The sequence below is a fragment of the Thainema salinarum CENA647 genome, assembly GCF_057732415.1.
Window position 1 is genome coordinate 3980022 of sequence record NZ_JBYJZJ010000022.1, and the last position, 23628, is coordinate 4003649.

Sequence of the window (23628 nt, forward strand, 5' to 3'; positions counted from 1 at the left end):
GTCAATCTTGGGTGTCACAGTCCAACGGTCGTGTTCTGCCAGCCATCATGTTTGGTGTTATCCCTCTGCTCATTGCGATACGTCAGCACGGTCGCTAACCGATTCATCTTTCCTCAACCCTATCGAAAAATTCGCCAAAATATCCATCCGTTCGTTTTGTATTTTGTTTTGCATCGGTAAATTTGTTTCAATTTGAACCGCTTTAAATCGCCTGTAAAATCTTGAAACCCAGACTATTGAGGGCTGAAAGACAAGCATTGCCTACCTCTCAGCCCTCAATAGTCTGGGTTAACGTTAAGTTCTTAAAACGATCCCTGATAAATGCGCCGAGCCTGCTCACGCGGCAACCGACTAATTCCGGGCAAAACTTTTTCATCTTCCGGCGTGATTGCTTTCTGTGCCGCTTTAGCCGCTTCTCGTTCTGCCTCTTTCGCTTGTCCCGATGGCGTCGTGAAATTCTTCTGCCACACTAAGAATTTCTCGCGGTAAGGCCGTTCATCCGCTGAATATTCTTCAATCTGGCTGAAGGGATAGGTGAAGGTATGAGTCTGCGGGTCGTAGGACAGAATCTCACCTGTTTCAATGCTGAAGATCCAGGCGTGTAGCGCCAGTTGCCCCCGGTGAATCTTGGAGCGCACCACCGGGTAGGTGCGAAGATTCTCAATTTGAGTCAGCACATTCTCAGCAATGGTCAGATCCAGCAGATCTTCGCCAGTGCGATCGCTATAGTTTTCGCGAATCAGCTTCAGCGTCGCTTCAGCATGTTTCAGCCACTGATAAACCAGTGGCATCTTTTCTTCCAGGCTGCTGCGCTTGAGTAGACCCTTCATGGCACCGCAGTGGGAATGGCCGCACACAATCACGTGTCGAATGTCTAAAGCCTGTAGCGCATATTCAACCGCTGCGCCTTCGCCACCATTGGCCGCCCCAAACGGCGGAATGATATTGCCTGCATTGCGGATGACGAACAGCTCGCCCACATTGGCATTGGTGATCAGGTTGGGGTCAATGCGCGAATCGGAACAGCAAATGAATAAAATCCGAGGATTTTGCCCTTGGGACAGCTCCTCGAACATATCCTTATGCGCTGAAAAATAGCCCTGCTGAAACTTCCACAACCCTTCAACTAATTTTTCCATGCCAGAATATTTCCCTATGCAGCAAGCCAGATTAATAAGTCAGGCTAATAGCAGACTTATTGAAGTATTCTACCGAGTCTTGTTACCGAATCGGGATCAAGTTCGCATTCAATTCCTCACAAATTGTGATGAATGGCTTTAGAAAAGGTTATTGAGCGCAACAAGAAACGTAAAGCTACCCTTTTTCACGTGCGATCGCACCTGTCTTCGCCTCGGTTGCCCGCAGATAATCATCCGGTGACAGGTACAGCATGCCGCCCCGCTTGCCGACGGAAACGGCGATTTTGTCGAATAAATACACCGTTTCGTCCACATAAGCTGGATAGTTTTTTTTTGCGCCCAGTACCGTCACGCCGCCGCGAATGTAGCCCGTCAGCGGCTGCACTTCTTTGAGCGAGACGGTTTCAACTTTGCGATCGCCCGTGACTTTGGCCAATGCCTTCAAATCGAGTTCCGTGTTGCTGGGAATGACAGCGAAACAAATCCCATTGCGATCGCCCCGCACAACTAGCGTTTTAAACACCTGCTCCGGTGGTAGTCCCACTTTCTCGGCTACGCTTTCTGCGGCTACGCTTTCTGCGGCTAGATCATCCGGATCGACTTCGTATTCGAGGATTTCGTATTCGATGCTGAGGGTGTCTAGGAGGCGAGCGGCGTTGGTTTTCATGAACTGATATCACTCTATGGCTAGCCGTAATTCTCCATATACTCGTTTCAAGTCGTCAAGTTGGTAGTGAGCATTGAGGCCGCTAGGATTGGGTAAGACCCAGATGATGGTGTCACCGATGGTTACATCTTGTTGTCCCATGACGGCTTTAGGCTGTTCAAAGGCGGCGCGGTAGGCGGTGATGCCCAGAATGGCGAGGCACTTTGGCTGATAGCGCTTGACTTTGGCCGTGAGCGTTTTTCGGCCCTGTTGAAAATCTTGCAGATCAAGCTGATCGGCTCTGGCAGTGGCGCGATCGGCCACATTGGTTAGCCCATAGCCCCAGGAGAGTAAATCACCGTCTTCCGCTGGGGACAACAGCCGATCGGTAAAGCCAGCGGCGTGCAAACTTTTCCAAAAGCGATTACCGGGACGACCGAAGTGATGCCCCACCGCAACGCTATATACACTAGGATTGATACCGCAAAACAACACGTTTAAGTTGGGTGCAATGATATCTGGCAACGTTTGACCATAGGCAGCAGCTAAATCGGCTTTAGTCGGTTTCGATAGCTTCATTATTGGTTTTTAGTAGCGGAAGATGTCTAACCAACGTTTTAATATGATGGACGGTGTTCTGCTAGTGACCTGTTGAATCAAAGCTCTATGTTATCCACCCTTGCGCTGCTGAAAAACCGGATTGAGCAAGCTTTAGTTGCGGCCTTTGGCGATGAACTGGCCGGAACCGATCCGATCTTGGTGCCCACTAAAGATCCTAAATTTGGCGACTATCAGGCCAACGTGGCGATGTCATTAGCGAAACCGCTGAAGCAAAAGCCACGCGATATTGCTCAGGCGATTGTCGAAAATCTCGATGTCAGCGACTGCTGCCAACCGCCGGAAATTGCGGGGCCGGGGTTTATCAATTTGACGCTCAAGACGGACTATCTGGTCAGCCAGCTGCAAAATCTGCTCAAGAGTGAACGTCTGGGCATTCCACCCACAAAGCAGCCGCAGAAGGTAATCGTAGACTTCTCTAGCCCCAATATCGCTAAAGAAATGCACGTCGGCCACCTGCGCTCGACGATTATCGGCGATGCGATCGCACGAGCACTGGAATTTGTCGGTCACGATGTTCTGCGGCTCAATCACGTTGGCGACTGGGGCACTCAGTTCGGTATGTTGATCACCCATTTGCGGGACGTGTGCCCGCAGGCATTGACATCACCGGAAGCCGTTGACATTGGTGACTTAGTTGCGTTCTACAAAGAAGCCAAGAAGCGCTTTGACGAAGATGAAGATTTTCAGTTGCGATCGCGGCAGGCGGTGGTTGAACTCCAGTCCGGCAACGAAGAAGCGAATCAGGCTTGGCAGATTCTCTGTGAACAGTCCCGCAAGGCATTTCAGGAAATTTACAACAGACTAGATATTGAGCTACAGGAGCGGGGCGAATCTTTCTACAACCCACTGCTGGCTGATGTTGTCGAGGATCTAGATCAGAAAGAACTGCTGGTAGAAGATCAGGGCGCGATGTGCGTTTTTCTGGACGGGTTTACTAATAAGGAAGGCGATCCGCTGCCACTGATTATCAAAAAGTCGGACGGTGGCTACAACTATGCAACGACGGATTTGGCCGCCATTCGCTATCGGACTCAGCAGGACGGTGCTGAGCGGATTATCTATGTGGTAGATGCAGGTCAAGCCAATCACTTTGCTCAAGTTTTCCAAGTGGCCCAAAAAGCAGGCTGGGTGCCAGAATCCGTTGAGCTGATTCACGTCCCGTTTGGTCTGGTGCGCGGTAAGGATGGCAAGAAGTTCAAAACCCGTGCTGGCGATACGGTGCGGCTAAAGGATTTACTCGATGAAGCCGTCGAACATGCCCTTCAGGATCTGCAGCAGCGGATCGAAGCTGAAGAACGCCAAGAATCGCCAGAATTCATCGAGCAGGTGTCTGAAACCGTTGGTATCGGCGCGGTTAAATACGCTGACCTCAGCCAAAACCGGACAACGGACTACATTTTTGACTATGACAAAATGCTGGCGCTCCAGGGCAATACGGCTCCTTATATGCTTTACGCCTATGCGCGAATTCAGAGCATTAGCCGCAAGGGCGAGATTGATTTTGCAGCGCTGCCAGAGGATTATCCGATTCAGCTAGAAGATGAAACTGAGTTTGCGTTGGCGCGGCATTTGCTGCAACTGGATGAGGTGCTGGCCTTAGTGGAAGAAGAACTGCTGCCCAATCGCCTGTGCCAGTATCTGTTTGAGCTGAGCCAGAAGTTTAACCAGTTCTACGATCGCTGTCCTGTCCTTCAGGCTGACGAACCGCAGCGCACCTCGCGTTTGGTGCTCTGTCACCTAACGGCAAAAACGTTGAAGCTGGGGCTTTCGCTGCTGGGCATTCCAACCCTGGAGCGAATGTAGAACTACCGAACTGGCTAGCGCTACAGAGCTGCACTGACCAGAGCGGGATACTCCACACAATTGTTAAATTGGCACAGATAAGATAAGCCGTCAGAGGAAAATCAGGGCATGATTGGGGGCACAATGTTCCCATTTGCTGACATATTTTGTCACATAATTGCCCTATGGCGTCCTCCTCAGACTCTTCCCCGCTGATTCGTTTGGAACTATCCGTAGAAGCCGATGATCCATCGCTGTTGGCTGGATTGGATACTTTGGTTCAGCTGAGCTGGATCTCAGAGACAGAGCTACGGCAACTGGCAGCTACGCAGCTATCCTGTCCTGTGTCAATCGCTCAAGCGGCAAGTGTCGAGGATGTCGATAACGTCTTAGTGCTCAGCGCAGCGGAGTTGGAGGCAGCAACGACAGTCGGTGGGCAATTTATTGTCGATGAGCCAGATCCTCAATCCGCCCGACGCTTCAGGCGTGACCGTCGCCGTCAGAAACTGATTGCTGGATCAACTGGTTCAGATGCTGGTGCAGAGCAGGCGCGATCGCAGATCCAGCCGATTCAACCACCCCGCTGGGCGCAGATTACCCAGTCCCTGATGGCTGAACTGAGCGTCGTGTGGCTGCTGTGCATTGGTGTGGTGCTGGTGGTGCTGTCTTCGGCTCTACTCGCCGCTAGTCAGTGGTCTCAGTTTAGTGCAGCGGGTCAGTACGCCGTCCTGCTGGCCTATAGAACCCATTTGAGATCTCAAGGAGAGGCAGCAAGGCGCTTAAGCATTAGCCTGACAAAGCAGAGGTTAATTTTGGTCGTGGCGTTGTCCAAGGTTCTCTCAAAGTTCTTAACCAGGATTTTACAGCGCTCCATCCAGGCATTGGAGCGTTCAATCACCCAACGAGCAACCGCCGGAACAAAACCAGATTTCCCTTGTGCGGCCTTTTCTTGCTTGGAGGGCTTAGTTGACAACTGAAACCGGATTTTCGTCATGATCTGGGGATAAATTTTCTCCAGTTCTGTAATGAGAAAATCGATATGATAGCCGTGGTCAAGCAGGATGGTGATCTTGGGAATATTGACCGGTTTTGACTTGAAATAGTCAATGTTCAAGGTCAGCATCTCAATCAATCCGACATCATCGGAAACATTGGCTTTGGTGCAGTGGGTAAAGAAGGGGAACCCCAGCGTATCGACCGCCAGGTGCCGTTTAATCCCATTGGTGGCTTTGTAGAAACAGAACCCTTTGGAGTCCACACTAGCGGTGCAGGTGTTCTTGACCGCTTGTGAATCAATGATGATCAGAGTCGTCCACTTCGATTTTTTTTAACTTGTTCACGGATCTGTTCATGGAGCACTCGCATCAACTCCTCAAACACTCCAGCATTGCGCCACTGTTTGTAGTGCCAATAGACCGTCGAGGAGGGGGGAAGGTCGTTGGGCAAGTCTTCCCAATTACAGCCATTTTTGAGTTGGTACAGAATGCCATCGACGATTGCCCGTTTGCTCCAATTGCACGGTCGGGTTCGCTTTTTCTGGGGTAACATCTGGAGCAACAGCGGTTCAAAAATCTCCCATTCTGTATCACTCAGGCTGCTCGAATAGCTCATCGTTGTTCGGTTTAAGAGGTTTAGCTTCTTCAAGTCTAATTATAAAGATGTCAAATCAGCTCTATACACTGGTGCTTGGAGGCAGCTACTACTGGACGAGCCGACAGGCTAGTTTGCAGCTCACGTCGCGCACGCTGTTGTTTCTAACGCTGCTGCTGGTGCCCGTCAACTTCTGGGCAATGGATCAGCTCAACCTCTGGCAGAGCATTCTTGGTCTGGGCACGATTGCGATCTCAACTGTCATCCTTGCCGCTGTGGTGATTTACCTGTATCGACACAAGCTACAGGCTCCTTTGGTCTGCACTATCGTCGTTCTGGGTCTTTGCCTGTTGCAGTGGGGCTGGCAGGTAGAGCGTATTCCCCTATTGGCCGTATACGGAGGTGCGATCGCAGGTACGCTGGCGCTCATTCGTACCGTCAGGCAAGAGCGCTCACCAACTGTCAGTATCGATACTGCAACGGAGCCGTTTGAACAGTCGAATGCTACCGTTTCGCCCCTCAATCGAATTACGCTGATCCTGCTCTATGCCCTGGGCCTGCTCGTGCTGCGTGTCCTATCAACTCAAGCGGTAGAGATTCAGCAGATTAGTCTCGCATTGGGCATTGTGGGCTGGGGGTTAGGCTGGCTGGTGCATCAGACGCAAGCGCTCAAGGTGATAGTAGCTGGAGTGGCAGGAGAGGCGGAAGAGAGTGCGATCGCAGCCTCAGCAACCACGACTCCTAGCGATACAGCTGAGCAGACCACTGAAAGTGCAACTCATGTTTCGCGGCGAGCATCCACTTCAATTCAAATCTGGGGCTTGATCGGCGGCATCATCCTATTACTGTCCTGGGGGATGGCGGTTGAAGAGTTACCTTGGCAAGCGGTTGCGATTAGCGGATTGGGCTTACATCTGGTCGTTCAATCGCTTCGCCTAACTTGGGCACGGCGGGATTTGATTTTCTTGCTGCTGATTGGTTTACAACTGCCGATCCTAATCTGGCAGTGCGTTCCTGATCCAGTTCAAATCAGCATCAGAGACACCCTAGTTGAACTAGCGCAGGTTGACTATGCCTTTGCGCTGCTGGGTGTGGTTTACTTGCCATACGTCGCGCTAATTGTCGGAGCAGGCCGCTGGCTAAAACGGCGGCAGCATCAGCATTTGGTTTCGGTGGCTGATTGGTTTGCGATTGGTTTGGGCGGGCTACTAACGCTCATCAGCCTGCTTGATCCGTTAACTCTAGCCATCAACTTAATTGTTTCCACACTGCTCCTGGGCATCATCACTCAGCGCCAAACTGCTGCCTATCAGCTTGGTATCTACACTACCCAGATTGTCGGTGTTCTAGCGATTATCAGTTTGGTGAACTATCTTGAGCCGCAGCTACCCGAGGTAGAGTGGATTGCCCTATACTTGAGCCTAGCTATCCTTGAGTGGATTTGGAGCCAAGGCCGCAACTATTTAGAGTGGCGACGCAGTGGCCGAGGAATTGGTGCTGCATTAGCTATCATCAGTTACCTATTACTGTGGGTTCGGCGAGAGATATTGCTATTAGCGACGGATTTAGCTCCCCAATGGCAACTTCTCTGGCTCGTGATTCCCCTTGGTTTGACGACATTAGCTGTGCGAGAAAGGCCAGAATATCGGCATCGCTGGGCATTAGCAAGCACATTGGCCGTTGTTCTGCTGCCGCTGCTGACGTTTGAATTTCCAGAAACGCGATCGCAATCTCTCCTCTTTGCCACAGGCTTGATGATTATGAACACCGTTTGGTTAGCCTCCCGCTGGGCGGCTGGATTGACGGTGGGCTTTGGCTTAGCCTTTGGTATCAGCGTTCTGTGGGATCAGATTACGGCTCGGCCAATCTGGGTATTACTGGGTGCGATCGCAGTTGGTTTCTTCTGGCTGATCTGGGCTGCGGTTCAGCGCTGGGCAATCCGTTGGGCTGAACGTCCGGTCGGTCTACAGCTACAGGTTTATGGAATCGCAGTTGACCTCTGGGCAATCGGCCTCAGCGGGGTGCTATTGCTCATGGGAACCGCCGATGTGGCTTGGCTGTATCTGGGTGAGCGTGGTGATTCGCTGACTTATGTGGCGGCGTTTCTAATCCTGCTAGTTGCGATCATTGGGCGTACCTGGCGGGAAACGTGGAGCGTTTCGCCTTACGTGATGAGCTGGGCGGGTGAACTGCTGCTGGCGGAACTGGTGCATATTGGCGGCGGCGACATACTGGATTTAGCGATCGCAAATAGTGCGTTGGGGAGCGTGCTATTTGTCGTTTTCTCTATTGTCGGGCGACAGGGAATGCGAATGCAAGTGCGATCTCGGTTTATTTCGCCGCTGCTGTTTGCGCTGATTGCGATCGCACTGAGGTCAGAAGATTTTACGGCCTGGACGGGTTTGCTCACCGTAGTCGCTGCCGTGATTGGCGTAGGCGTCGGACGGCAGTTAAACTACCGCTGGTTGAAGTGGGTGGCGCTGATTGGTCTGACGCTGGGCTGGTATGAATTGGTGTTCTACCAGCTTTCTTTGGCTGAAGGCGGTTCTCCTGCCGATGGCATGGTGATTCTGGCGTTAGTGGCAGTGGTCATTGTTGGCCTGTATCGTCTGCTGCAACGGGGCTTGGCGCGCTGGCTGGCAATGGAGCGAGCTGATATTCAATTGCTCACTCACCTGCACTGGGTCATCGGAATTCTGCTGATGATCCTGTCCGCCGGATTTGTGGTGGAATCTGGCATTAAACTGCGCGGACTTGCGATCGCAGTTGGTGTAGCTCTGGTCGTCTATGCACTGGAACAAGGCCGTTTGGTGCATCGAGCCGATTGCGATATCAATTCTGCCAATGCTACCGTTCCACCGGATGAACTCTGGGTCTATACCGGACTCATCGCCCTTGTGGGACTTGGTATTGACATTCGGCTGATGGCTCCCGAACTGCGGATTCTCCAGCCCTGGTTAGGTGCGATCGCAGGTGTGCTGGCCATTCTGATCTACAGCGGTAGCTGGCGGCGCTGGGGCTGGTCGGAAACTCCCTGGCGACGCTTTGCGCTGCTCTTTCCAGTTGGCATGGTGATCACCACGGCAGAGGTAATTCACTCGATTAGTTTAGCGATCGCAGCCGCTAGCTATGTCCTGCTGGCCCGCCAAGCGGAACGCATCCGGCTGACCTACTTATCGGTGGCGCTGATTGACTGGCTGATTTGGCGACAGTGCGATCGCGCTGCCATTGACGATCCGCTGGCCTATGTTTTGCCTGTCGGACTCTCGCTGATTTATGTCGCTCAAATTGATCCGGCCCTACAATCACCCGGTCGCCGTATCATACGCCACCTCCTGCGGCTAGCTGGCATTGGCATTGTCTTCATCACCGCATTCTTCAACGAACCCTGGAGCGGCCTGCCCCTCGGCATTGCTAGCCTATTAGCGGTATTTGCTGGCTTAGCACTGCGAACGCGGGCGTGGCTCTATGCGGGCACGCTGTTCCTGGGGCTAACGGTAATCGATCAGCTAATTGTGTTGAATAGCATCTATCCGTTTGTAAAGTGGCTGATTGGTATTGGGGTAGGCAGTCTGCTCATTTGGATCGCGGCAACCTTTGAGACACGCCGCGAGCAGGTGGCTAGCTTAGTACAAGACTGGGGTGAGGAGTTGGAAAACTGGAGTTAATTCAGGAGCGTGGATTCAATAAGGTGCAATATTTGGGGTAGGGACACGGCAATGCCGTGTCCCTACGGATGGAACGGTTTACAGGCTATTTAATTCGCAGTCCTAAGCAACCTACTGCCGCAGTGGAATGCGAACAACAAATTCCGTCCCTTCCCCAAGAGTTGAGAAACACTCTAGTTTGCCGTTATGGCGCTCGGTGACGATTTGGTAGCTGATTGACATGCCCATGCCCGTTCCTTTGCCCAGAGGTTTCGTCGTGAAAAACGGATCAAAGATGCGCTGCTGCACCGCTGCTGGAATGCCGCCGCCGTTATCTGCGATCGCAATTTCGATCCAGGTGGCATCCACAACTGATGTGCGAATGGTAATTCGACCCGGATGATCCTTCCGCTCTTGATAGGTACGTCGAGCAATCTGTTCGTCGATCGCATCAATGGCATTTACCAGGATATTCATAAACACCTGGTTGAGCTGTCCGGCATAGCATTCCACCAGCGGCAGCGGATCGTAGTCTTTGATCACTTCAATTTCGGGCCGTTCCGGGTGGGCTTTGAGGCGATGCTGCAGAATCAGCAGCGTGCTGTCGATGCCGTCATGAATATCAACCGCCTTATATTCTGCTTCGTCCATACGAGAAAAGTTGCGCAGGGACAGCACGATCTGACGAATCCGATCGGTGCCCAGCTTCATCGAGGCCAGCATTTTGGGCAAATCGTCCCGCACAAACTCCAGATCAATCTCCTCAGCCACTATGTCAATTTCGGGATCCGGATGGGGATTACGCTGCTGATAGAGCTGAATAAAACTAAGTAAGTCCTGGGTATAGGTCTGCACGTGGGCCAAATTGCCGTGAATGAAATTGACCGGATTATTGATTTCATGGGCAACGCCAGCCACCAACTGCCCCAGACTCGACATTTTTTCGCTTTGAATTACCTGCGACTGCGTCCGCTGCAACTCGGCCAGCGTCGTTTTCAGCTCTGCGGTACGCTCTTCGACCCGATCTTCGAGTTCTTCTTTACTGTGCTCCAGCGCGGTAAACAGCTCGTTGAGTCGCCCCGTCATGTGATTAAAGGAACTGGACAGGGTGTTGAGTTCCTGAATCTGGCTGGTTTCAACTGTTTGATCGAGATCGCCTGCTGCCATTGCTTTACTAGCTTGATTCAGGCGAAAGATCGGACGGGCAATCCAGCGGGAGGTAAACCCACCCATCACCGAAGCAACGACCAATGCCCCGATGCAGAGCAGGATGGTGGTGCGCGTATTGGCATTAATCTGAGCCATAAAGGCGCTTTCCGGCACGCTGGTCACCACTAGCCAATCAAGTCCATGCTGGTCTTGCCACGGATTTACCCGGACAAAATAGGGTTCTCCCTGCACGTCAATATGGAAGTCGGTGCCCTGAGCAATCGATTGAAAACCGTCAGAGCTTTGAATATGCTTGGCAATGGTTTGAATAACCGGATCGGGGCTGTCAACCGCCTGCAACCGCTGGATGTCTTGACCAATGAGTGTAAACGGCTTTTTTGTCCCGGCACTTGCAATTAAGTTGCCATCCCGCTCAACGATGAAGATCTGGCCCGACTGGCTCTGGTTGGTCGCTACGTTCTCTAGAAAATCGCTCAGCTTTAGGAGGTGAATATCCGTGGCGATCATGCCCAGCAGACGATTTTGTCCATCGTAGATGGGGCGACTCGCCGAGGCTGTGATGTAGGGGCCGGTGGGAAAGTTGGCCGTAACCACCTCGGCCCAAATCGGTTTACCTGCGGCTACGGGTTCGAGATACCAAGGTTCATTGAAATTATCCCAATCCCAGTTTCCGTTTACTTGAACCCGATTGCCCCGATCGTCAACGGCGTAGTTGGTCACGTTGTTGGGCAGCGTTGCCGTCCAGTCCTCAACTGTGATCGTTTTGCCGTCGTACCGGGCGGCTCCCAGTCCTTCACCCGTGGTTAACCCAATGCCGATGTACGTCAGGTCATAGGCCTGCATCTGATCCCAGAAGTATTGACCCACAGCTTCGCGATCGCGCACGTCCAGTAAACCTCTACGAATCGCATCAGCATTGATCTGATTCAGCGTTTGCGGAACGGCCAGATAAGACGTTAGGTGTTCATTGACGACATCGCTGGTGCGACTAATGAGCTGATCCGCCAAGTTATTAACCGCTTGCTGACTATTTTGGAACGACAGGAAGCCAACCAAAGCAACGACTGCAAAGGTCTGGAGGACGAAGGGAACAACCAGCACAAGCTGGAGTGGAAACGCTTTGTGTTTGGGAGACTGCTGTGGGTTCATGAGGGAAACGGCGGGAAATTTATTAAGCTCTAGCTACTGATAAAGTTCCCATGCCGTTTACGCCGCTAACTCCCATTACCATTGCCGTTTGCTTCACTCACTGAGGCGAGCTGATGCAGCCCGTCGCTAATGGAGCGGGGCCGGGGTGCCTTGCCCGAACCCGCAGGCCAACCCTCACGCTGACGCGTGCGATCGCCATCGGTTTCTTCGGTCTGGTCGTGGAAGAGAATTTGCTGCGTCGGGAAGGGCATGTCGATGCCGTTGGCCGTTAGCTTTTCTGCGATCGCAGTTAGCACCTGATCCTGCGCATCCAGATAGTCAGCGCGGCGCGGTGGCCGAATCCACCAGCGGGCTCGAATATTCATGGTACTTTCCGCTAGATCGACGACTAGGGCATCCGGAGCCGGATCGCTCAGCACATCTGGGGCGCTGCGAATCGCTTCTAAAATCAGTCGCTTAGCCGTGGCGATATCGTCTCCGTAGCCAATGCCGATGTCATATTCCAAGCGACGATTGTCGAATGCGGTGTTCACCGTGACGGAGTTGGTGAACAGTTCCGCATTGGGAATTACAACGCGGCGGCCATCATAGGTGCGAATCGTGGTAGCGCGAGTTTCAATATTTTCGACCGTGCCTTCAAAGTCGTTAAAAATAATCTGGTCGTTGATCTGAAACGGCTCAGTCAGCAGAATCAAAATCCCGGCCAGAAAGTTCTGTAGAATGTCGCGGAAGGCAAAGCCAATGGCGACTCCGCTAATTCCTAAAAGCTGCACCAAATCATCGGCGCGGAAGGAGGGAAAAACGATGGAGAGGGCAACAAATAAGCCAGCGAGTAGAATCAATCCCTGGCTAAGTCGCCCCAGTACTAATCCCAGGTTGCGTCCCTGCTGTCGCTGCCGGGTCAGCCGCCGAACCGCCCGCCGGATTGCGATCGCAATGAAAAAGAATAAAGCAAAAACAACCAGTGCAATGATGATGTTGGGCAAGAGCAGCACCAAACCATCAAACATGGCTTGAGCCTTGTCCCAAGCTGTTGTTACGGAATTTTCGGCATTCATACCTAAATCTGTGAGAATCGCCCCGATTGTAGGAAAAATGCCGTTTTGATGAATCTATCGCAGGTCGTTAACCAACAGATGCTGTCTCAGTTGACTCAATATTGTGATTAGGGGATTCAACAACTGGTGGCGGCTGCACGATAAACACTGAGCAAGGAGCATGATGCAGCACATAGTTGCTGACGCTGCCCAAGAAGACTTCGGTTAGACCACTGCGACCCCGCCGTCCCATCACAATCACATCGGCGTTCCACTGTTTCGCCATCCGACAGATCCAGCTACCGGGGTCGCCCATCTTGTAATCAAATTCCGCAATCAGTCCAGCATCCGTTGCAGTGCGCTGGTGCGATCGCAGGACATTCAGTGTTGCCTGCACCTGCTGCTCAACCTGAGCCGCGCGGGTTTGATACGCCTGCTCAAACAGATGAGGCGACATACCGAACTGCTCGGTTAGCCCAATCGAATAGGAGCTGAGTTCATCTTGAATACACTGAAAGATCAATAAAGCCGCATTGTTACTCGTTGCTAATTTCAATGCTTCTTCAAACACCGTCTGCGCTTGATTAGACTGGTCGAGCGCAACCAAAACCCGGTTGATTTCCATAATGACGTTACTCCCTATAGCAACATCAGCCGTGGCGAAGAGAGGGAGAATTCGACCCTCTAACTTAACGCTATCGCACGTTGCTGATAGATATTCACGCCGCTCTACAGTTCTTGATGATTAATCACAATCAGCAATCTCGTTAGACCAGCAGGCGCTCTAGGGCGTCGATATTTGGAATGCAGAGGATATCGCGATCGCGGGTGATTAAGCCTTTTTTCTCTAGCTTGCTCAAGACACGGGTGACGGTTTCGCGCGCTAGACCACTCAAGCTGCTGAGTTCACGGTGCGGCAGATTGGGAATTTCCACCCCTTCATTTCCCTGTTTGCCTTGACCATCCGCCAAAAACAGAATGATATCGGCGACCCGCGACATACTGTCCGATTCCCGCAGTCGTAGCCGTCGGTTGACCTGACGGAGACGACGCGCCATTAACTGAGCCAATCGAATACCGGCTAGCGGCTCCGAGTGAATGAGATGGACGAAATCTTGAGCGGGCATATTGCCAATCACCGTGGGAGCGAGGGTGATTACATCCGTTGAGCGGGGTACTTCATCTAGCGGAGCCATTTCGCCGAACAGCTCACCTTTACCAATAATATTAAGTGTGACTTCTTTGCCGTCTAGGTTATAGGTGCGGATTTTGACCCAGCCTTCTAGGATGAAGTAGACGGAGCTGCCCCAGTCATTTTCCAGCAGGATGACTTGGTTAGCAGGATGGCTGCGCATCACCACATGGAAAATTGCTCGCTCGACGGCTTCTTCTGGCAAGTCAGCAAAAAATGGAGCTGAGCGAATCAGCTCTTTACCGGAATTAGCATCGCGAGAATTATATCGATCGTCCATGAGGTGTTTGCACCATCAAGTCATATGGGTCAAAGCCCCAGTAACCTACTCAAATTCCACAAGCGGCGGAATTTAGGCAAATCTGGAGCATCTACTTTTATCTTGCCACTTTTGTCTCGTCTGTTGCCTCCGAATCAGAATAGCTAAATCTAGGTTACAAATTTGGCCAGACTTACAACATTCAAGAGCAGACACAGGATAGCATAACTCACTTTTTTGAAACACTTACATCTTGCATCAAAACCCAGATCGGGAAATTTGACCGTTTTAACCGTGGCGGTTTAGTAAACTGCCAGGTTTACTAAACTTGTTGGTTGGATTGTCCAGCTCTCAGTGAAAATTAGGAAAAATCAGCAGATGTTGATTCATCTTGATTAATTTGTGCTATCACCAATCACGGGTAGTGTTCAAACGGTAATTTTGTGTTGCGCGGGCTGCGCCTACACAACACAAATCATGCTCTTAATTACCCAATCACGTATCGCTGTGTTGAGATAACGATACCTTTTGCTCAATATTCGATATCATTCCGCTTCAACGGATCACATCCGCTAGGGCGTATTTAGTCGGAGACCGCAGTGCATTCAGGGGTTTTACGGTGACTTCCCAAGACAATCAAGTTCAAGCCATCATTCAAGAAATTGATACGCTGTTGAGTCAGGCGAGTCCACGCCTACCTTGGGTGGCATCCCATGAAACCTCGCAACAGCGTCAGCTTCTGGAGCGCACCCGTCAGTATTTGGTGGATCTGCAGCGCTCCCAAGGGGCCAGTGCTGCCTTGCCCAATGCCTCATCGTCCCAACTTGGACTGGCGGAGGTGCCTGCCGAAACCGCTCAGCAGGTGCTCCAAGCCGTGCTGCAAGAAGTGGAATATTTACGCACCAACGTCATGCAGCCGATGCGATCGCAGATCGACGATCTTCAGCGACAGCGACAGCGGCTGATGGGAGAAATTGAACAAGTTGCACCGTCTATTGTGTCTGCTGTACCGGAGACGAGCGCTGGCGCAATTTCGCCTGCTCGTTCTGCCAGTGAGCAGTCGATTGCCGAATTTTTGGAAGCGCTGATTAGTGAAATGCAGCAGTCGCTGTCGGCTCAGCTTCAGCACGCTGTTAGCCAAATTCAGCCCCAGCTCACGTCGGCTGCTACCCCCTTGTTGTCGGCGTCAGCGTCGGCGTCAGCGTCGGCTTCTGAACCAGAAACGGCAGCCCTTGCGCCGGAACAGCGTCTGGCCAAGCTTCAGCAGCTTCAGCAGCGGATTGACCAGTTGATGCAGGAGCTGGATGTGACGCTGACGACCCTTTCTGCCTCACTTCAGCAAAATGTGGAGAGTTACCAAACTTCTCTGGCGGAGGGTTTGGACACGGTGCAAAGCCTGGGTGCATCGGGTGAACCGTTAATTAATGTGCTGGTCAGTCATCTGGCGCAGCAGCTTGGTCGAGAAACCTCGGCCTATTTGCAGTCTGCGCTACCTTGGCAACCGACGGATGCGGACTTGGCGGATTCTGAGAATTTAGATGCGATCGCAACGCTATTAACCTCAGATGAGCCGACGGGAGACTTCCTAGGGACAGAGCCACGGGTTGATTTGAATGTGTCTGGTAGTGCGATCGCGGCAGCTGATGCTGATACCCCGGTCGTTCCGCTTGAAACCACAGCGAGTACCACTGCCGATCAGAGCAGCAGCCTAGATGAGGACATCGTCATTGCGGAATCTGTCCAAGCTCGGGCTCTGGAGTTTCTGAATTCTCTAGAATCTAATGATTTACAGTTTGATGCCCTGACCCATCAGGCACTGGTAATGCCCATACCGCCTGAATCGGCGGCTTTAGAGGATACGGGAAAAGCCTCACAAGCAACCAGTCTAGATTTGGCCTCACTCGATTTAGAGCTGCCGTCGTTGGAAGATGTATCGCCAGTTAATACAGAAGTTAATGAAGTTGATGAAACTGATACAAATACATCATTAACTGCATCGCCTGCGGTAGCTCCATCAGACGCGATATTTGAAGAAATAGAAGCAATATCTGAAGCAGAAGCAGACGCGGCGATCGGTGAAGCCGATGCGATCGCACCTGAAGCCGTTGATTTCGCTGAGGAGACTGAATCGACTGACCCATTCGATCAGCTCGAATCGTTTATCGGCACCGATACCGCACCGCAAATTCAGCAAGCGCTGGGCGAATTTTACGCCAGTCTCCTTGGCCAAAATAATGCTCCCAGCCTGGAAGAGGCAGTCTCTGCGACAGACTATGAAGCGACGGAAATGTTGCTGAATCAGGTGGACTTGGATACCGATCTGGAGCAGGCGATTGACGATGCTCTGCAGCAGGCAGAGTTATCCGCGTTGGAATATGCTCAGCAGGCTGATGTCGCTGTGCAGAATACGGCTGAGGAGCCAGCAGCTCCGTCAGTTGAACATGTTGAACCTATCGAGAACGCAGACTCAGCACAGGCCCAACCCAGTTCGGAATCTCGACCCGTCGAGCCAGGACTCGTTGAGCCAGTGGCCGAGCCGAGCCAAACCGATCAGATAGACCAGATAAATCAGGTAGATCAGATAAATCAAATCGATCAGGTGGCGGAGCAAACCTCTGAGAGCGATGCTGTTTTTGATTGGGCTGATGATGCGGATGCAGGTGTAACGGCAGAAACGGCACCTATTTCGGAAGAAACAATTGAAGAAATCGTTCGCGACGAGTCTGCGGTTGCACCTGTTGCTGAGGGTGATGGAATAAGTGCGATCGCAGATGAATCGGTAGACCTGATTCCAACCGATACCGAACTCTCATCTTTTACACCAAATCAGCCGTCTTCAGATCAGTCACCAGCTTCAGCAAGCTACATCGAAGACCTGTTGGCTGAGCCTGTTGCCAAGCCATCGGTGCAGCCGCTCGACTTTATTTTGGATGACGATACGCTACAGCAGTTGAGTGCCGATTTGTCGGAACTGGAAGGCGTTGAAAATCTGGAAGATGTCGATCCCGATGCGGCGTCGCTGGCCAATTTCAGTGCCGATTTTGATGTGTCAGATGATGCTCGTCGGCGGGAAACCGATGATACCGCTCAGACCAGGGATAGCAGCACTCGGCCTCATGTATTTGAGTCCTCAGCCGAGGCGGAAGCGGATGATACACTGGCCGAGTTCACAGCAGATTTTGATGATTCTCCTTTCACTGACGCGGAAAGCACTCCTGCAGCCCGCGTCAGTGAGCCAAGTGATATGGGGGACAATGTAACGCTCGATCGGTTCTGGGCTGATTTCCCAACCTCTGATGCTGATACGCCGATGCCAGTTGAGGATGAATCGGCCCGTCTGGAGGACTTTGCGGCAGATTTAGACGATACAAACGTCATCCCGTCTGGGCCAGCTCCCTCTGAGCCAGAGCCTACCGAATCGACGGAAACAATGGAGGTCATCATTGATCGATTGTTCTTCAATCTCAATCAGACGGAGCAGGAATCAGAGAATATCAATGTCGATATCAATGTCGATGATACCGATAGCGGCGTTACGCTAGACGAGTTTGGTCAAGCCATTGGCAGCAAGGCAGATGCGGCGGATGCCGCAAGGATTGATGCTGATGATGCTGATACGGATAGTGCGGTAAGCCCGGTAACTCCTCCGTCAGCAACCGCTAGCGAAAAGATTGACGCAGATGAGGGTGACGCAGAAAACGAATCCTTGACGGATCAGGTTTTAGATCGCCTGTTTCAAGACAGTGCTTCACCCAAGTCTGAAACCGATACCCAAACGCTGACGATTGATGGAGTCTTTGGGGACTTTGCAATACCGGATGCACCCGCTGTCTCATCGACGCCGACCAATCAGGCTAACGCCTCTGACTCCGCTACTGATCCGACAGAAGATACTCGTGCTGACGATGCGGCTAACGATGCTGATCGGGCTACAGATCAACCTGTTGATGCGACAGAGGACGATCCGACCGATTTGTTCAACGGGCTAGGGACTGAACAATCTGGGCATCACCGGCTGGATGAACTCGATCAGCATGAATCACTGGGTAAGATTGAGCCACTGGACTGGCAAAGCAACAGCGATGAGGAGTTGGCGGGCGATGTGGTTCCCGACCTCACATCTGACCTGTTGGACTCTAGTCTGCTGGATAATGACTTGAGTACAGATGCGATCGCACCTGTACTCAAAACTGACATCAAGCCTGTAACCCCGATTGATCATACTGAAGCGGTAGCCAATGAAGCCGCTACGGCCCTAATGACGCTGGATGAGCCAGAGCTAGAACCCGCGACACCCAAGCCGCTGACGCTTGACCCACAGGCCCAGGATCAAGAATGGTATCTCGGTTTGGATATTGGGGCGACGGGCATCTCTGCCGTGTTGCTCAATCGGCAGACCCAAGCGCAGCATCCCCTATTCTGGACAACGACTGAAACCCATCTGGCTGAGCGACCCCAGCGATATTTCCGGTTGCCGAATACCGTACAGTACATGGCTCCGTCTCACCAGGCAGCTAATCATCCGGATTTACAGCCCGTTGGCCTTTGTTTTGATCTGGCTGGACTGTCCGCTTCGTCTATTCAATCTGCGATCGCGCCTGTTGATTCCGCGCCATCTGCGCAATCGGCGGTTAAACTGCATCGACTCAAGCCGTTCCTAAAGTACGGTGTGCCCTATCTCAGTCCGGCTGAGCCGGAGCAGGGAGAAGCCGTTCTCACGCTGGAGCCGAGCGTTCGCTGGTCGGCGGAGCAAACGCTGCCGCTGGCTCACCTGCAACAGGGGCTACAGGTACTGCTGGAAACGCTGACGGTTCAATCGGCGGAAGCACCGCTCTGCTGTTCTGCGGTTGATCTGTCTCAGCACACGCTGTATACGGTGTTGCGGGTGCTGAGCGGCGTTATTGTGAGCTATCCAACGAACTGGCCAGATACCTACAGTTTCAATATCCGTGAGGCCATTCTGGAGGCGCAGCTTGTTGAAGATCCCGCTGAGATTTTCTTTGTCGATAATGCGATCGCAGCGTTGCTCTCGGCTTTGCCTCACCCCAACACGGCTCATCAGCTAGATGTGGGCGTGATTCAGGCCCATCCGCAAACCGTACAGTCAGGCAATACACTGGTGCTCAGTGCCGGGGCGCTCACGTCTGAGTTTGGGCTGGTTGAACTGCCCGATCCCCTGTCGGAGCTGAACTTTGACGCGTTTGATCTGCGCAGCATTGCCTACGGCGGTGACGCGTTAGATCAAGATATCGTTTGCTATTTGCTCTATCCGCAAGCCATGCAGCAAATTCAGCCGGATCAGCCGCTGCTGCCAGCTCTGACACCTACCAGACAGGTTAGCTCCAGTGCAGATGCGGAGGGCTCGGATTCAGGCAACGCTGAACTCAGCACCATGACCTCGGATTGGGATTTCCAATTGACCTACGATGGCGACCTCGTCTCCGCTTGGCAGGCTCTGGAGCTGGATCAGCTAGCGCTTCCCCGGCAGGGCGAACCGGATCTGCAGCATCGAGAGCAGCTCCGGCAGCGCCTCCAGTCGTCGCGGCTGGGGCAAAGCCTGCTACAGGCTGCTCAGCACCTGAAGATTTTGCTGCAACAGCAGGCACAAATGACGATTGCCATCAATAACATTCGCTGGGTGATTGAGCGGCAGGACTTTGAGCGACAGATTTTGCTGCCCTATGTGCAGTTGCTCAACCGTCATCTGAATACGCTGTTCAGTAAATCCGGCATTGCCACAGAAGGAATCCGGCAGGCGATTTGCACGGGCGGCACGGCATCTTTCCCTGCGATCGCACGTTGGCTACGGCAAAAACTGCCCAATGCCACGGTGATTCAAGACACCTATGCGGCCAACCGTCCGCCTAGTTGCAGCCGGATTGCCTACGGTTTAGTCAACTTGGTGTACTATCCCCAAGCGCTGGATATCGCCCGTCAGCAATATAACGATTACTTCCTGCTGCTGGAAATTTTGCGATCGTTCCCGCAGCAGCCGCTAACTATTCACCAAATGATGCAGCAGCTTGAGCGTTTTGGCATCAACACCCAAGCCTGCTATTTCCACATCATGGCGCTGTTGGAAGGTCACTTGCCGCCGGGACTGGTTCCGGCCATGAGTGCCCATTCTCCGTTGCAGACGCACGCTGCGGCTCAGGCTCGGCATAAAGCGCTGTTGGTGCAGCCTCTATTTCACAAGGGCAAAGGTCAGCAGTATATCCCTAATCCCGCTCAGCGAGAGCGTTTGCAGCAGTATTTGGACTTACTCCTAGCGGAAAAGCATCAAGCACTGACCGAACCACTGATTACTCAACTGCTAATGGATTAGTAGTCTGTCAACTTTGTTTTAATTTACTCATATCTTGCATCAAACCCGAAGAGGTGATTTTGCCGCCGCGTCGCGGCGGCAAAATCACCTCTTCGCGGTCTTTAGTTGGCAAGGTGCAAGATGTGAGATTTACAGATTCCTTAGGTCTAAAGTTGCATATTATTACGGGGCAGCCCTGATCACGGGGATCAAAAAGTTCAATAGTATCTCCGAACCGATTAAACCCACTTAACAGTTATCCCTGATACATAAAACATGTAAAGCTTGGGAGGACTTGCACGGCATGGACAGCTCTGTAAGTCAAAGTGGTTCAATTGGTTCCTATCTAAATAGCGACCCTAACATTGATATTCTGTGGCATCACTCTGGAACAGGCGCGAACTCAGCCTGGTTTATGGATGGTGCAACCAAAGTTGGTAACGCGGGTTTATCTTCTTTCCCCGGATGGGATCTGGAAGGAATCAACGACTTTAACGGTGATGGTGAAGCCGATATTCTTTGGCGCAACTATGCCACTGGCGAAAATTGCGTCTGGTTCATGGATGATGAAACCTTTGTCAGCAGCAGCAATCTAGCTGGAGTCAGCAGTCGTGCTTGGCAGATTGCAGGAACGGGCGATTTTAATGCCGATGGCGAAACTGACATTCTCTGGCGCAACAATCAAACCGGAGCCAACACGGTTTGGTTCATGAACGACACTGTTCGCATTAGCAGTAATCCGCTGCCGCTGGTTGGTGATGTCAATTGGCAGATTGGAGGAACGGGCGATTTTAATGCCGATGGTGCAATCGACATCCTCTGGCGCAACAATCAAACCGGAGCCAACACCGTCTGGTTTATGAGCGGCACGGTTCGTACAGGCGGTAGTCCGCTGCAAACGGTCGGTGATGTGAACTGGCAGATCAAAGGAACAGGCGACTTTAACGCTGATGGCCAAACCGATATCGTTTGGCGCAATGATGTTACTGGAGCTAATACCCTCTGGTTTATGAACGGCACAGCTCGGGCTAGTGGGAGTGCATTGCCAACCGTCAAAGATACAAACTGGCAACCGCTGGTTCAATCATCGGTTTTACCGATTGCAAATTCGGTTAGTTCCTCCAGTACAAGTACATCTCAGCCTCAATTTAATATCGAGATTGACTACCGTTTTGATACAAAAGGTTGGTTCACCCCAGCTCGTCGTGCAGTGCTAGAGGCCGCTGTAGACATCTGGGAAGCCATGATCCTTGATGAGTTCGAGGATGTTCCGGCTGGTACTGCCCTGCACATGCCTAATCCTGAAACGGGTCAGTCTGTAGACTTCAACTCTACTCAGAACATTGATGACCTGTTGATTTTCGTGGGCTCCCAAGATATTGCTTCTCTGGCTATGGCAGGGGCATCTGGTACGTGGTATACAGGCAGCAGTTTAGAAGCGCGGTGGAAAGGAACCGAGTTTGAACCCTGGTCTGGCTATATCAGCTTTGATCGGAATGCAAACTGGTTTTTTGACTCTACACCTAACACGGCTTATGACATACCCAATCAAGCGAATGATTTTCTTTCTGTCGCCGTACATGAAATTGGGCATGTTTTAGGTGTTTCATCTTCCTATCGTGCATTTGATCAGTATGTTAACAGTCAATATTTTTATGGCCCAAATGCGATCGCACGTAATGGTGGCAATCCCATTCCACTGGATTTCACGCGCAGCCACATCCGGGATGGATACAAATTTGGTAATTGGGGCGAAAACGCATTAGATCCAACTCTAACTGTAGGAACCCGTAAACTACCGACAGTCTTAGATCTGGCGATACTGGATGATGTTGGATATGAGGTCAATTACAGCCAAGCTTATTCTAATTTGGGATAAGGAGAGGCTTTGCCAACAATGGTAATTGCAGAAGGGAAGTAAAAATCTACATGCTATTTTGAGTTGCGATCGCAGTTTTGCGATCGCAATTTTTATTGATTGGTATTAACTCAAAATAGCCACAGATGGATCAGGATTCTTATATCAAGTCTGTGTATATGGCCTTTCCTGATCTACTGAGGTAAAAGTTATTTTTTGAAAGCCGCGCGGAGCGCGGCTTTCAAAAAATAACCTCCCCTTTATCAGCGCAAGAAGCGCTATAAAAATCCTATTTGTTTTTTGTGAACGGCAGGCTTAGCTAGCTGCTCACAAAAATGAATCATCGGGTTTCAACCAGGCTTCGTATCAGAATTTAACAAGAGAGCCTGGTCTGATTCAGACCAGGCTCTCTTGTTTTAGAGAATGTAGAACAATTTAGTGTTGGATGTCGCAGGTTAGGGGGCAGGAAGCATAAATAGGCTGATTGAGTGGATCAGCATCTGATTTTAACCAATCGAGCCAGCTTACTTCATGGGGATAAACGCCTCGGCTGACGAGTAACCCTGATGCAATAGATACGGCTAATAAATTAATGCCAATTAATCCAGTGGCAACAATCAGTACTGCGCTAGCCATGAAGGACTGAAGCGTTACAGCTAGTAATGCTGCTCCCGCTACGATGATTGTCACCAGCGGAAATCCAACCACTAGAAAGCTAACTTCTAGGATGAGAACCCACATCAAAAAGCTTTTAAGTGTGTCTAAAAGCGTTGTATTCTCAACGACTTGCTGATTAGCAAACGTCATAAGTTCTACTCTCCAAAGTTTCAAAGGTGTTAGAGGATTGCACGAATTAGAAAAAACAGCGATCACAAAATGAGCGACTGAGTTTTCTAGCTGCGAACTATTCGATTAAGTGATGAATTCTAAATTTGCATGGGGAGACATCCCAAATAGCAAGAGCGCTTTATCAATAACTCGACAATCACCTTGTCAATCTAATAAACAGCATGACAAAACACACTTAGCAGAACACACCACAGGATAGGAACTCCCCCGGTAATGTTAAATATAAGTGAATATATTGAGAATCAGTTTAAAACTTCATTGAAATTTACAAGGATTGTTGAGACTTATTGATTTTAGAGTTGTCGCTAATGCGAGCTTCTACGAGGTAGAAAATGATTGATAGCGTGTGCCTGTGGTGGCGGAACCGTCGTTTCCAGGCCAGTTT

At 51.4% G+C, this 23628-nt stretch carries 14 protein-coding genes; 4 read left to right on the forward strand and 10 right to left on the reverse strand.

The genetic code is table 11. The features are described from left to right. Positions 1–302 precede the first annotated feature (302 nt). From AC286M_RS24290 to mug, 3 genes are all read right to left on the reverse strand, one after another. Positions 303–1139, reverse strand: a complete 837-nt coding sequence (locus AC286M_RS24290; protein WP_488206849.1) for a carbonic anhydrase — start codon at positions 1137–1139, stop codon at positions 303–305. Positions 1140–1314: 175 nt separating this feature from the next. Next, positions 1315–1806, reverse strand: a complete 492-nt coding sequence (gene ybaK / locus AC286M_RS24295; RefSeq protein ID WP_488206850.1) for a Cys-tRNA(Pro) deacylase — start codon at positions 1804–1806, stop codon at positions 1315–1317. A gap of 9 nt (positions 1807–1815) precedes the next feature. Next, on the reverse strand, positions 1816–2364 hold the full coding sequence (gene mug, locus AC286M_RS24300) for a G/U mismatch-specific DNA glycosylase (protein WP_488206851.1): 549 nt from the start codon (positions 2362–2364) through the stop codon (positions 1816–1818). Between the two features lie 87 nt (positions 2365–2451). Between mug and argS the strand changes: the two genes are divergently transcribed. Next, the gene (gene argS / locus AC286M_RS24305) at positions 2452–4209 is read left to right on the forward strand and encodes an arginine--tRNA ligase (protein ID WP_488206852.1); all 1758 of its coding nucleotides are present in this window, start codon (positions 2452–2454) and stop codon (positions 4207–4209) included. Between the two features lie 736 nt (positions 4210–4945). On the opposite strand, the gene AC286M_RS24310 is transcribed toward argS, so the two are convergent. Next, a complete protein-coding gene (locus AC286M_RS24310; protein ID WP_488204684.1) occupies positions 4946–5446 on the reverse strand; it encodes a transposase in 501 nt (166 codons plus the stop codon). A 44-nt stretch (positions 5447–5490) separates the two neighbouring features. Continuing rightward, positions 5491–5799, reverse strand: coding sequence for a transposase (locus AC286M_RS24315; protein WP_488204683.1), 309 nt, complete (start codon positions 5797–5799; stop codon positions 5491–5493). Between the two features lie 47 nt (positions 5800–5846). On the opposite strand from AC286M_RS24315, the gene AC286M_RS24320 reads away from it, so the two are divergent. Continuing rightward, a complete protein-coding gene (locus AC286M_RS24320; RefSeq protein ID WP_488206853.1) occupies positions 5847–9446 on the forward strand; it encodes a hypothetical protein in 3600 nt (1199 codons plus the stop codon). 111 nt (positions 9447–9557) lie between these two features. Here AC286M_RS24320 and AC286M_RS24325 read toward each other — a convergent pair whose 3' ends face one another. The 4 genes from AC286M_RS24325 to AC286M_RS24340 form a co-directional block, all read right to left on the reverse strand. Further along, positions 9558–11744: an ATP-binding protein gene (locus AC286M_RS24325; protein WP_488206854.1), complete on the reverse strand. Its 2187-nt coding sequence runs from the start codon at positions 11742–11744 to the stop codon at positions 9558–9560. 65 nt (positions 11745–11809) lie between these two features. Next, on the reverse strand, positions 11810–12802 hold the full coding sequence (locus AC286M_RS24330) for a mechanosensitive ion channel family protein (protein ID WP_488206855.1): 993 nt from the start codon (positions 12800–12802) through the stop codon (positions 11810–11812). A 67-nt stretch (positions 12803–12869) separates the two neighbouring features. Further along, positions 12870–13406 (reverse strand): universal stress protein, encoded by a 537-nt coding sequence (locus tag AC286M_RS24335; protein ID WP_488206856.1) that lies wholly within the window; start codon positions 13404–13406, stop codon positions 12870–12872. Between the two features lie 142 nt (positions 13407–13548). Then, complete coding sequence (locus tag AC286M_RS24340) at positions 13549–14253, reverse strand: Crp/Fnr family transcriptional regulator (RefSeq protein ID WP_488206857.1); 705 nt, start codon at positions 14251–14253, stop codon at positions 13549–13551. A gap of 598 nt (positions 14254–14851) precedes the next feature. Here AC286M_RS24340 and AC286M_RS24345 point away from each other — a divergent pair. Together AC286M_RS24345 and AC286M_RS24350 are read left to right on the forward strand one after the other, a co-directional pair. Continuing rightward, positions 14852–20557, forward strand: coding sequence for a hypothetical protein (locus tag AC286M_RS24345; protein ID WP_488206858.1), 5706 nt, complete (start codon positions 14852–14854; stop codon positions 20555–20557). 283 nt (positions 20558–20840) lie between these two features. Then, complete coding sequence (locus AC286M_RS24350; protein WP_488206859.1) at positions 20841–22415, forward strand: FG-GAP-like repeat-containing protein; 1575 nt, start codon at positions 20841–20843, stop codon at positions 22413–22415. A gap of 414 nt (positions 22416–22829) precedes the next feature. On the opposite strand, the gene AC286M_RS24355 is transcribed toward AC286M_RS24350, so the two are convergent. Next, a complete protein-coding gene (locus AC286M_RS24355; protein WP_488206860.1) occupies positions 22830–23201 on the reverse strand; it encodes a hypothetical protein in 372 nt (123 codons plus the stop codon). Between the last annotated feature and the right edge of the window lie 427 nt (positions 23202–23628).